Below are 12,232 nucleotides of genomic sequence, written 5' to 3'. Positions count from 1 at the left end.
GGGATTTTTTTGTGGTTGTAAACGTTGTAAACGCTATGATTTGTTGTTCACTGCATGGAAGTTCTAATAAAAAACAAGTGTAAGAAGAGGTCGTTATTTTACAGTCCATTTAATAAATTCGTTCATTACTTCTTGCCAATGTTCTTTTTCATAATCTGCTCTTCCATTTTCTTTTACTTCAAAAAAATTATGTTCTAAATTTAAATATCGTTTATAAGTCAGATTTGTTTTTGAATTTTGAATGTAAAATAAAGGTACTAAATCACACAAATCCGAAGCAATATCATTCGTTCCATAAGCTAAATAGGTTGGGATTTTGATTTTCAACCAATCATTTATCAATGGCCTTGAAAATGATTTCCAAGCTAATAAATCTGGATTCTCCTTTAATATTTTTTCATCGTAAGAATCTTTCAACATTTTATATGTATTTTCAATACGCTCATCCGCTTCCTCCCAAGTCATTTGTTTACTTTCTGCACTTTTTCTGTAATTTCGGATATTTTGGTCAATTCTACCAAATGGATTGGCGCCAAACAAACCTAAATTAGTTACTTTTTTATTGTTTAAAGCGATTAAAGTGGCCACTTTTGAACCTTGTGAATGCCCTGCAACTATTAATTTGGAATTGTCTACCCATTTTTGTTTTCGCAAGAATTTTAAGACTGCTTTCGCTCTATTTCCATAATTTTCTAAATAATCAGACTTGACATAATCCGCATCAAATTCATCTGGTTTTTCAGCGTTTGGAATATAGCAATACGATTCATTTAGATTTTTTTCATCGATAATTACAGGTGTTTTTGGCATTGAAATTACAATTAAATGATAGTTTTTCTTGATTTCATCTAGATCAAAATTTGTAATTCCACCACCAATCATCCATATTTTTTCTTTTGCTGTTTTTACAAATAATGGCAATGGTAAAGAACCTTGACAAAATAAAAAAATAGGTTTTACTCTGTCTAATTTTGTGTCAATTACTATAAAATCAATCGTATCCTTTTTTTGTATTAGACTAAATGGAATGGCTTGATTATTTATTATGTTTCGATTCTGTCCAAAAATTATTTGAACTAAACATAGGAAGATTATTGTATTGATGCTTTTCATATCATGTTTTAAAGAGCGTCTCTCTGATTCCCGTTTTAATTATCCGCGTTAAAAAAGCTGCGATTTGTCTTTAAATTTAAGTAGGCACTCGTCACAGACGAGCACCAGAGAAATGTTGTTTTTTAGTCATAAATTTCAAATGCCTGTCTGAATTTCTTTTCTATAATTCTTTTACTAAGCTTGTAATGTAAGCTTCCAAAGATTAACATTAGTAATATAAAAATAGTTGGTATCATTACATCATTTTTGTTTCCGAATGTAAGATTAATATAAGTTATCATGCCAATTCCACAAACTAACCAAAATAACAAAAAATATTTTTGATATTTAAACTTTGGAAAAATTTCATATCTAATTTGAAGTTTTTTATTCATAAAACTATAATTTCCTTTTATAACGTAATAACTATGAGAAAATCTCAAATTTGAAGTTAGATAAAATGTTGAATCGTCGTAACGTCCGTAAAAGGATTTTGAGGAATCGAAGAAAAACAAGTTAAATGGAGTATTTATTTTAAGTTGAGGATGTCCAATTTTTATTGAGTTTTTTAATTTTTCTTTGAATTCAGTGACGTTAAGTTTTGATTGCATTCCCTTTTTGAATTATTATGTAAGGTTTGTATTTTCGTGTAGTGATGTATTCAACTTTTAATCTTCTGATTTTCACATATCGATTCCCTCCTCTGGTGCTCGTCTGTGACGAGTACCTACTTACAAATGTGAACTAAATAAAGCGTTTACAACGCGGCTTATATAAAAAGATTACCACAAAGGTTAAGCATTTACACTAGAAAAAACAGTATTGTCTTTTTTATAGTTCCTATAACTACTGTTTACATAATCTCTGATTCCCATTTTAATTATCCGCGTTAAAAGCGCTACGATTTGTATTTCAATTTAAGTAGGCACTAGTCACAGACAAGCACCAGAAAGTTTGACACTAGTCAAAAGGCTTGTTTTCACTACTGTTTCGCCTATTTTTTATATACATTGTTACCACACGTTTTTATTCCGCTGTTTAATTCAATCCAAATATTTTATCGTATTTACTATTTTAATTTTTGGATGAACCTCCAAATAATTACGCAATGCTTTTATGTGTCCAGCACCATAAAGAATGATTACTTTTTTTGGATTATCTTTTAATATATCTTGAATTATATTTTGATAAATATTTACGTTTCTAATCATATCATTCTGACTCCAAAATATGTTCGTATGGTATTCGTCAACCTCCATATATGATGTTATGTTTCCATAAAACATTCGTTCTAAATGCTTCTCAGAATTATAAATCTTGTAGACATTAATAATTTTCATTTCCGGTGTCTTTTCGTAAAGTTCTCGAATCTCTACCATTGTTTGCTTTTCAAATTCAGATATTTTCTGTTCGGACGATACATTAGCAACTATAGAATCATCATACTTTAACATCGAATCAAAAAGTATTTCATACTGTTTTTCGGCGAAGGTGTTAGCTGGTTTTATATGCCAATCTACGCAAGTTACGCCAGATTTTAATTTTAAAAGGGATGCAAGTTTAATTCCAATTTGGTACAATTCACTTTTAATGACAATTTCTTTATTTTCTTGATGTGATTTGTATATACTATCCCAAAAATGTTGCTGGTTTGGTTCGTTCTCAACATATATTTTTTCCGGTTTGAATTTTTTTAATTTACCAATTAAAACTTTCAATTCTTTCTGTTTTTCTTCTCTTAAAATGTTGTCTATTACCTTAAGTTTGTCAGAGGTATTTCCAAAATGGTAAGTTCCCAATAGCATAACTTCGGTCTTTTCTTGACATTGAACGTTGAAAAAAGTCACGAGTGCTAGAAATATAAAAATGATGTTTTTCATTTAGCCAATTGTTTTTTTAAATGTGTGGTAACTTGTATATACTCGCTACAAAATAGCGTGTATACACCCACAAATGAGTAGGTTGTCGCTATTGGCTTGTACTTGGTATTTCAAATATATTAAATTTTTCTTACAAATAGTCTAAGAATCGCAATAGCAATTATATCCCGTAAATCTCGCATGAGGGAATGCAGTGGAAATCCTCCCGGTTTTTCGGGAGATTGAGAACGTAATGCCCGACCCAGCTGTAACGCTAGTGAAAGGTGGGACATGCCCAAAAAAAATCCCTCTTGAAAATATCAAAAGGGTTTCTGTTGCTCGACTAACTCTGTTCTCGACTGCGCTCGAACTGACGGCTGTGTACTTTATATGGATAAATTATTCGATTTCTTCCTCGTCTTTGTCCTCTTTCTCAACAGCGTCCTTATAATCAGGATATAAAAACTTATTGTAAGGAAAACGGGTAATGTGAATCTGTCTTACCGTTTCATAAAGACGTTCTCTTAATTCTTCAAAATTTTCTTTGTTTGTTGCCGAAATGAACAAGGCATTTTCCTCTCCTACTCGACTCATCCATGTGGATTTCCACTCTTCCAGTGTATTATGTCTCGGCGTTTTCTCCGTCATCAAATCATCGTCATCAATCGTCAAATGGGTGTAGGCATCAATCTTATTAAAAACCATAATTACTGGTTTGTCACTTGCTTTGATGTCCATTAACGTTTGGTTCACTGAAGCAATATGGTCTTCAAATTCAGGATGTGAAATATCAACTACGTGCAACAGTAAATCCGCCTCACGAACCTCGTCTAAGGTACTTTTAAAAGAATCTACTAGTTGTGTAGGTAATTTTCGAATGAAACCTACCGTATCAGAGAGCAAGAAAGGCAAGTTTTTAATCACTACTTTTCGAACCGTGGTATCCAAAGTGGCGAAAAGCTTGTTTTCGACAAAAACATCACTTTTTCCAATCGCATTCATCAAAGTTGATTTTCCAACATTGGTGTAACCCACTAAAGCGACACGAACCATAGCTCCACGATTACCGCGCTGTGTGCCCATTTGTTTGTCAATCGCTTTGATTTTATCTTTCAATAAAGCAATTCTATCACGTACAATACGTCTGTCTGTTTCAATTTCTGTTTCTCCAGGTCCGCGCATTCCAATTCCCCCTTTTTGGCGTTCTAAGTGAGTCCACATTCCAGAAAGTCGAGGTAAAAGATATTGGCATTGTGCCAATTCTACTTGGGTTCTAGCATAGGAAGTCTCTGCTCTTTGCGCAAATATATCCAGGATAAGGTGAGTCCTGTCAAGAATTTTGCATTCCACGATTACTTTAGAAATATTTTTTTGTTGGGAGGGAGTCAATTCATCATCAAAGATCAATGTTGAAATTTCGTTCTCTTTTACATACTGATGAATTTCTTCTATTTTTCCCGTTCCTACAAATGTTTTAGGATTTGGTCGTTCCATTTTTTGTGAAAAACGTTTGACCACTTGCCCACCTGCCGTAAAGGTTAGAAACTCTAATTCGTCAAGATATTCTCTAAGCTTCTCTTCACTTTGATTTTGAGTCACAATCCCAACAATGGCTGTTTTTTCGAAATTTAATACTTCTTTTTCTAACATATCTTTGTATAAGCTACAAATTTAATGATTTGTGCACTATTAACTGTAATTCCAAATGCTTTTTAAATAATTATAAAGAAACATTAGCCTTTTTAGTAATAGGGGCAACCTCAACATAGTATAATTACTCGTATAAGTAAGTCGTTTTTGTTTTTACAATTCCGTTTTCTTCCACAAGGTCTTGCGAAATGGGATAATTACTGCTGTTGTATTTAAACGTAGCTGATTTGCCTACATAATTTGTTGATGTGGCTTTAGAATCAAGCTCATTATTACTAGATATTGCTTGAAAATCAAATTCATCCTCATAGAAAGAAATTAACGGAAGAATTACTTTATAATTTTCACCAAAGGTACTTTTGGCCATTAGTAATTTAACCGAGTTTTTATCATCATAGGTATAATAAATTATTGTTTTATCACCTACAAGTCCTTTATCTCTTGACAAATTATCTTTGTAATACCCATACTCTTTTTTACTGATAATTTGCTCGTTTCGGTCGCGAGAGGAACGTCTTACTATTATACCTTCTTGAACGATGTATTCATTATCTTCAATAAAATTTTGATGGGTAGTGCTTTTTTTAGTGATGGCTCTTACTCGTGCACCGTCATATTTAAAAGTAACTGTTTTAGTAACGTTCTCGCCATTTTCATCGTATTTTTTACTAAATTTTATTAGATTATTCGCTTTGTCATACGTGTAATTTATCACCTCTTTCCAGTTGCTACCTTCGCGCTCTTTTACAGTCATATCAAGTAATCCGTTTGGATTATAAAAATAAACTTGGATGATATCAGACGTTTTAATCGAATGAATTTTTCCTTCTTTGAATGTGATTGTTTTGTTTACGGTTTCGCCATCTTTTAAATTTCTAAAATTTGTTTTAACAACGTTAATTTGCTTCAATCTCACGGAATTTTCTTGTGCTTGTGCTGGCATACAGCAAGGTAAAACTGCCATAAGCAGTGCCATAAAGTAGGTTTTCATGTAGTTTTAATAAAGATTTGGGCTGCAAAATACAAAAACCAAACAAAAACCCTATCCTTATAACTATTAAATCTAAATTTTTGTACTATTCGAAGTGAACTGCTCTTAAAAGAATACCTCTATTTATTTACCAACAGGAATCGCCAATTCCTTTGAATTTTTGGCTATTTTTACCCGACCTTAATTCCCTTTTAATGAATCGATTTTTGCCATTCTTCTTTGTTTTCCTTTTTCCAACATTGCTTTTGGCTCAAGAGAATTCAACTTCTTTACTGCGGGAATTGGATCAAACAATCGAGAATCATCAGTTGTATTCGAACCAAAAAGAGCATGCCATTGATTCCCTAAAACTGCTTCTAAAACCTGCTTTGAGTGATCTTCAAAAACAGGAAGTTTACGATCAATTATACGAAGAATACCGAGTATATAAATCCGATTCTGCTTTGGTTTTTGCTCGAAAAAGCGTGCAAATCGCGACTCGCCTGAAGGATCCAAAAAGAAGTGATCAAGCCGCACTTAATCTCGCCTCGATAATGGGCACTTTAGGAATGTACAAAGAGGCTACCGACATTCTCGCAAAAAATCCTGGGAATCATTCGCCGGAATTGAAAGGAGCATATTTTGTTGTTAATCGGGTGCTTTATGGCTATATGTACGATTATGCGACCTCTGTGTATGAAAAAGAAAAATACGCTACATTAACACAAAAATACCGTGATTCCTCGCTGCAGCATTTCCCAAAACAGTCTCGACAACACCTAATTATTCAAACTGAGCAATTAATTAAAGATGGGCAAGAAGACGAATCATTGCATCAGCTTCTTGCCGTTTTTCCCACTATTTCTCTTTCTGATCCTGATCGGGCTATTTTTGCCTACATCATTTCTCATGCTTACCATCAAAAAAAAGACAGAGAAGCAGAGAAAAAATGGTTGGCTATTTCCGCTATCTCTGATTTGAAGTTGGCCAAAAAGGAAAATATTTCGCTTCGAAATCTGGCCTTTTTACTATACGAGGAAGGCGATATCGATCGAGCCTACAAATACATACAACGCTCACTAGAAGACGCGCTCTTTTGTAACGCCCGTTTAAGAACGTACGAGATCTCTAAAATGATGCCCATTATTAGCGAAGCGTATGAACATCAGAATCAAAAGAACCAACAACAACTCTGGTTATTTCTGGTAAGTGTCAGCTTATTGACTGTGATTTTATTGATTGTGCTACTTCTGCTTTTCAAGCAAATGAAAAAATTAAAGATTGCCCAAAAAGATTTGAATGTGGCAAATACTCAATTGTCAGAACTAAATGTTGCCTTACATGCCATTAATTTACGACTAAAGGAAACGAACAGTACGCTAACGGAAGCCAATCTTGTAAAAGAAATCTACATAGGCAAATACATGGACCAATGCTCGGATTATATTGGAAAATTAGAAGCCTATCGCCGGAAATTGAATATGATGGCAACCGCAGGCAAAATGAACAACCTCATCAGCGCCATCAAGTCAAAACAGTTTATCGAAACTGAACTAAAAGAGTTTTACTCGAATTTTGACAAAACCTTTTTACTGCTCTTTCCTGACTTTATCAATGAATTTGAAGCGTTGCTTGTTGACTCTGAATTAACCCAACTGAAAGACGGCGACCTTTTGAACACCGAATTAAGAATAGTCGCGCTTATCCGTTTGGGTATTAAGGACAGTGCTAAAATAGCGGTTTTCCTTCGCTATTCTGTATCTACAATTTACAATTATCGCTCCCAAATCAAAAACAAAGCAGCGGGCCCCCGTGAAGAATTTGAGGCTAATGTCATGCAAATAGGAACAAAAACGAAGCTATGACTAGTACCCTTTATAAGTACATTCACTCGTAAGAACAATCAATTTGACTTTTTTTTAGATTAAGAACACTCTACTTTTTTTAATTGAAAAATAGAATTAACTTATTAATTTTCAGTAACTTACACTTCAAAAAACAACATACAATCTACTTTTTAAAAATCACAAAAACATTCAAGGCATAAAGGGCATATATTTACTATATCATCGTTCCTTATGAATAACAAAAAATATAGTACGACCCAAAAAATAGTAATCCTTAATTTATTCTAAAAAATGAAACACTTAATTTTCACTTCCTTAATCTGGCTTGCCTTAATTAGTGGTGTCCAAGCGCAACAATTAAAATCTCCGAATGAAGCCTTTACAATGGATTTTTCGTTACAAAATGACGGAACTCCTACATACGCATTAAAATACAAAAATAAAGAAGTTATAAAAACCAGTAAATTAGGTTTAGAGCTAAAAAACGATGACAAATCATTGTTAAATGACTTCATGGTTGCAGATACAAAAACTACCACTTTTGATGAAACTTGGAAACCGGTTTGGGGAGAAGAAGATCAAATTCGAAATCATTATAATGAACTAGCAGTTACCTTAAACCAAAAAAGTACCGATCGCCAAATTGTAATTCGTTTCCGTTTGTTTGATGATGGTCTTGGATTTCGTTACGAATTTCCTTCTCAAAAAAACCTTACTTATTTTATAATTAAAGAAGAAAAAACACAGTTTGCCATGGCAGGCGATCATACTGCTTTTTGGATTCCAGGAGATTATGACACCCAAGAATATGATTATACTACCTCAAAATTATCTGAAATTAGAGGCTTAACCGAAAAAGCAAAAACAGAAAACGTCTCGCAAACTTCATTTTCGCCAACAGGAGTACAAACTTCTTTGATGATGAAAACAAATGACGGAATCTACATCAACTTACACGAAGCAGCATTAATTAATTATTCGTGTATGCACCTGAATCTAGATGACAAAAACATGATTTTTGAATCTTGGTTGACTCCTAGCGCAAATGGCGATAAAGGAAACATGCAAGCGCCAAACCATTCTCCATGGCGTACTATAATTGTTAGCGATGACGCTCGTAAAATTTTAGCTTCAAAAATGACTTTGAATCTAAATGACCCTTGCAAAATTGAAGATACTTCTTGGATCAAACCCGTTAAATATATCGGTGTTTGGTGGGAAATGATTACTGGTAAAAGTTCTTGGTCGTTTACCAATGATTTTCCATCCATACAATTAGGGATTACTGATTACTCAAAAGCAAAACCTAACGGAACGCACGGAGCAACGACTACCAAAGTAAAAAATTACATTGATTTTGCCGCTGCAAATGGTTTTGATGGCGTTTTAGTTGAAGGTTGGAATCAAGGATGGGAAGACTGGTTTGGTCATGCCAAAGATTATGTTTTTGACTTTGTGACCCCTTATCCAGATTTTGATGTGAAAGGAATTCACGCTTACGCCAAAGAAAAAGGGATAAAAATGATCATGCATCATGAAACTTCGGGATCAATACGCAACTACGAGCGCCATATGGACAAGGCGTATCAGTTTATGAAAGACAACGGATATGACGCTGTAAAAAGTGGCTATGTAGGCGATATTTTACCCAAAGGAGAAAACCATTATGACCAATGGTCCGTAAACCATTACCAATATGCTATCGAAAAAGCAGCCGAATATAAAATTATGGTTAATGCGCACGAAGCAGTTCGCCCAACAGGAATTTGTAGAACGTATCCAAATTTAATAGGAAACGAATCAGCTAGAGGAACGGAGTACCAATCTTTTGGCGGTTCTAAACCCAACCACGTAACGGTACTGCCATTTACTCGTTTAATAGGTGGGCCAATGGATTACACGCCAGGGATTTTCGAAATGGATTTGAGCAAATTGAACCCTGACAATCATTCGCATGTTAATAGTACGATTGCAAACCAATTGGCTTTGTATGTTACCATGTACAGTCCTTTACAAATGGCAGCCGATTTACCAGAGAATTACAATCGCTTTTTGGATGCCTTTCAATTTATCAAAGATGTGGCTATCGATTGGACAGAAAGCAAATACCTTGAAGCAGAGCCAGGACAATACATTACTGTCGCTCGTAAAGCTAAAGGAACTAACAACTGGTTTGTAGGGAATGTAAATGGAGATATTGCACGTACTTCAAACATTGCATTTGACTTTTTAGAAAAAGGAAAAAAATACAACGCAACTATTTACGCTGACGCAAAAGATGCCGATTACAAAACGAATCCGCAGGCATATGCTATTCGAAAAATGAATGTAACTAGCAAGTCAAAATTGTCTCAGTTATCAGTACCCGCTGGTGGTTATGCCATTAGTATTATTGAAATCAAATAATAATTACTTTATAAAAATAGAGAAGGCTGTCTAAAATTTTAGACAGCCTTTTTTAATTAGGCGTTACTGTAAATAGAAACGTTTAATTTACTTTACAGCAATTAACTTAACATCAAAAACAAGTACGGAACCACCTGGAATACCATTGCTATCACGACTACCATACCCTAAGCGAGCCGGTATTAAAAGAATACCGCTACCTCCTACTTTAAAATGGGGAATTCCTTCAGTCCATCCTTTGATAACTTGTTGTAAACCAAACGATATACCAGCGTCACTACTTTTATCAAATACAGATCCATTTGTAAAATATCCTTTGTACGCTACGGTAACATTAGAAGAAGCTATTGGTTTAGAACCCGTTCCCGCTTCATTAATCACATAATACAAACCTGAATCGGTTCTTGTGGCAGTTAATTTGTTTTTGGCAATGTAATCCACAATTTCTTTTTCATTTTGAGCTGTATAATCAACCGCAGTTGTTGGTTTTTCTGTTTCCGATAAGCAAGAGACAAATAATAAAGAAACAAGTGATAATAAAATAGATTTCATAATTTGATTTGATTTATAGAGTTGCAAATATATAAAATTACATGTCCAAGCGATGTGAAATTAAAAGACTTTATAACATGCTATAATGATATTATATAAGCCACTTATTACAAATAAAATTAAAAATGTTAACGGAGCAATTATAAAATACGAAGTGCTTAAATAATAATACTTGCACTTGGATATTCCTGTTTTATTTCATTAGGATTTTTCCATTCCGTCCTACTTGATTCCTTAAACCACGATTTTAATTGCTGCTCACAATCAGCATGAGCTTCCCAAAATTCCCGCAGTGTTTTTTTAGCAATTATTGTTAAGTGTTTTAAATTTAGAGAAAGTTAATAAAAAGTTCCCGATATGGGAATTATTTTTTCATTTATGTATTGCAACTCCTAAAACGTAATTTATCATTATAACTGTTTCCTCTTTTTACATTAAAACTTACAAATTTCCGGCAAAAAACTATCGCATAACAAAAGGATTCTTATTTTTCAAAACCCCTTACTTCCCAAAAACCTGCACATCATCTACCTGAAAAGCTCCGTCTAAAGTCAGATTTTTTCCGGAACCCGTGTACTTGAAAGCGATATTAATTTTCCCTGAATAAGACGACAAATCCACTCCGCCGGAACCCACAAACTGATACCAAGGCGTGACTTGAGTGGGCATAATCACCTTGAGTGGAGTCCAAGTTGCCTTAGTAACATTCACGCCGTCAAAATTAGTCGACACAAGTACTTGCAGTGAATTCAAAGGAGAATCCACATCAAGATGATGTTGCGCAGTTCTAAAAGTCAGTATTTCATTAGTATGTGTGTCCATATCAATTTTGGGTGAAATCAACCATGCGATATTAGACACCACTTTGGCTCCTGTGGTATTAAACTCGGCATACCCATTGCCAGAATACATAGTGCCTTTCCAGAAGATAGTGCCACTCTGAACGATATTTGCCCAACCGGGAAGACTCAAATTAGTTTTATCCACTACTGTTTGAAAATCTTGGGAGAAAAAAGGAGCGGTTCTTGGCGCAGTCATCGTCACATCTTTTTCGGAACGAGCCAGCAATTGATAATCGGAACCGAATTTAGTTAGCACTCCTCTCACCTTTCCATTTCCGCTGGGAACCATTTTTTGGGCAAAATCAGCATAACTGCTTGTCCTAAAAAGAACTTGATTCCCAAATTTATCGATTAAACTCCAATTGGTTGCACCACCTACATTATTTGTCTCTTCAAAATAGTGACGTCCAAGCGCTGCCTCGGTGAACTGAACCTCTGACAGCTCTACCAAAGTGTTTAAATTAGCACCAGAAACTAAATCTGGAATCACAAGGGGTCGAACCAATAGATCTTCTCCCACGGTAGTACAAGAAGCATGCAATACGTTTTTATAGTCGTTTTGTGACAGTCGCCCCACTGCACCTTCATTATAACTATTAACATAAATCCCACCGATTCGAAGGCTTCCATAATTAATATCGGTGTACTGATTTTTTAATTTTATATAGACTTTATTTCCCACTCTAAAATCAACATAGGTATTGCTTGCATCGACAGGAACGCTAAACCCTACGGATGGAGACGTCGTAGTTGCTAAAGTCTGCAACGAAATGGCTTTGAAAAAATTACCATTTTCATCACTAGAAACCACGTAGGCTTCAATGATGTCATCATAGGTATATTGCGTAACGATGGCACCTGCATTAGTGTGAACTTCAGCCACCGTTTTATTTGTGGACAAATCTGGTTGGGTACAGCTCAGTTTTGGTATTTCCACTGCATCGTTTGCACAACCTGAAAAAACAGTGACAAGTACCGTCAAAAAAAGGAAACTATAGAAAGTAGATTTCATAA

Annotated in this window: 10 protein-coding genes; 2 read left to right on the top strand and 8 right to left on the bottom strand. The window is 34.5% G+C overall.

Annotated features, from left to right (window positions below; all coding sequences use genetic code 11):
* Positions 1-93 precede the first annotated feature (93 nt).
* From AC4PRO_RS03290 to AC4PRO_RS03270, 5 genes are all read right to left on the bottom strand, one after another.
* Positions 94-1,113 carry a hypothetical protein gene (locus AC4PRO_RS03290; RefSeq protein ID WP_492116309.1) on the bottom strand — a complete coding sequence of 340 codons (1,020 nt, stop codon included), beginning with the start codon at positions 1,111-1,113 and terminating at the stop codon, positions 94-96.
* A gap of 122 nt (positions 1,114-1,235) precedes the next feature.
* Positions 1,236-1,703: a hypothetical protein gene (locus AC4PRO_RS03285; RefSeq protein ID WP_492116308.1), complete on the bottom strand. Its 468-nt coding sequence runs from the start codon at positions 1,701-1,703 to the stop codon at positions 1,236-1,238.
* A 432-nt stretch (positions 1,704-2,135) separates the two neighbouring features.
* Positions 2,136-2,972, bottom strand: coding sequence for a DUF5694 domain-containing protein (locus AC4PRO_RS03280; RefSeq protein WP_492116307.1), 837 nt, complete (start codon positions 2,970-2,972; stop codon positions 2,136-2,138).
* A 378-nt stretch (positions 2,973-3,350) separates the two neighbouring features.
* A complete protein-coding gene (hflX, locus tag AC4PRO_RS03275) occupies positions 3,351-4,601 on the bottom strand; it encodes a GTPase HflX (protein ID WP_492116306.1) in 1,251 nt (416 codons plus the stop codon).
* A gap of 124 nt (positions 4,602-4,725) precedes the next feature.
* A complete protein-coding gene (locus AC4PRO_RS03270) occupies positions 4,726-5,592 on the bottom strand; it encodes a hypothetical protein (RefSeq protein WP_492116305.1) in 867 nt (288 codons plus the stop codon).
* A gap of 194 nt (positions 5,593-5,786) precedes the next feature.
* Between AC4PRO_RS03270 and susR the strand changes: the two genes are divergently transcribed.
* A complete protein-coding gene (gene susR, locus AC4PRO_RS03265) occupies positions 5,787-7,436 on the top strand; it encodes a SusR family glycan utilization regulator (protein ID WP_492116304.1) in 1,650 nt (549 codons plus the stop codon).
* Positions 7,437-7,709: 273 nt separating this feature from the next.
* The gene (locus AC4PRO_RS03260; protein WP_492116303.1) at positions 7,710-9,824 is read left to right on the top strand and encodes a glycoside hydrolase family 97 protein; all 2,115 of its coding nucleotides are present in this window, start codon (positions 7,710-7,712) and stop codon (positions 9,822-9,824) included.
* Positions 9,825-9,911: 87 nt separating this feature from the next.
* On the opposite strand, the gene AC4PRO_RS03255 is transcribed toward AC4PRO_RS03260, so the two are convergent.
* From AC4PRO_RS03255 to AC4PRO_RS03245, 3 genes are all read right to left on the bottom strand, one after another.
* Positions 9,912-10,376, bottom strand: coding sequence for an FKBP-type peptidyl-prolyl cis-trans isomerase (locus tag AC4PRO_RS03255; RefSeq protein WP_492116302.1), 465 nt, complete (start codon positions 10,374-10,376; stop codon positions 9,912-9,914).
* A 158-nt stretch (positions 10,377-10,534) separates the two neighbouring features.
* Positions 10,535-10,669 carry a type II toxin-antitoxin system HigB family toxin gene (locus AC4PRO_RS03250; protein WP_492116392.1) on the bottom strand — a complete coding sequence of 45 codons (135 nt, stop codon included), beginning with the start codon at positions 10,667-10,669 and terminating at the stop codon, positions 10,535-10,537.
* A 208-nt stretch (positions 10,670-10,877) separates the two neighbouring features.
* Entirely contained in the window at positions 10,878-12,230 is a 1,353-nt protein-coding gene (locus AC4PRO_RS03245) for a DUF5689 domain-containing protein (protein WP_492116301.1), read from the bottom strand.
* Positions 12,231-12,232: the final 2 nt, after the last annotated feature.

This window comes from Flavobacterium sp. DW-iso2, from assembly GCF_058725285.1.
The sequence above is the reverse complement of the archived record's forward strand: the minus strand, read 5'-3'. Positions and strand labels throughout refer to the sequence as shown.

Bases quoted from the DNA above. Each gene is read 5' to 3' on its own strand.
- AC4PRO_RS03290 (WP_492116309.1), bottom strand. From the start codon at position 1,113: ATGAAAAGCATCAATACAATAATCTTCCTATGTTTAGTTCAAATAATT.
- AC4PRO_RS03285 (WP_492116308.1), bottom strand. From the start codon at position 1,703: ATGCAATCAAAACTTAACGTCACTGAATTCAAAGAAAAATTAAAAAAC.
- AC4PRO_RS03280 (WP_492116307.1), bottom strand. From the start codon at position 2,972: ATGAAAAACATCATTTTTATATTTCTAGCACTCGTGACTTTTTTCAAC.
- hflX (WP_492116306.1), bottom strand. From the start codon at position 4,601: ATGTTAGAAAAAGAAGTATTAAATTTCGAAAAAACAGCCATTGTTGGG.
- AC4PRO_RS03270 (WP_492116305.1), bottom strand. From the start codon at position 5,592: ATGAAAACCTACTTTATGGCACTGCTTATGGCAGTTTTACCTTGCTGT.
- susR (WP_492116304.1), top strand. From the start codon at position 5,787: ATGAATCGATTTTTGCCATTCTTCTTTGTTTTCCTTTTTCCAACATTG.
- AC4PRO_RS03260 (WP_492116303.1), top strand. From the start codon at position 7,710: ATGAAACACTTAATTTTCACTTCCTTAATCTGGCTTGCCTTAATTAGT.
- AC4PRO_RS03255 (WP_492116302.1), bottom strand. From the start codon at position 10,376: ATGAAATCTATTTTATTATCACTTGTTTCTTTATTATTTGTCTCTTGC.
- AC4PRO_RS03245 (WP_492116301.1), bottom strand. From the start codon at position 12,230: ATGAAATCTACTTTCTATAGTTTCCTTTTTTTGACGGTACTTGTCACT.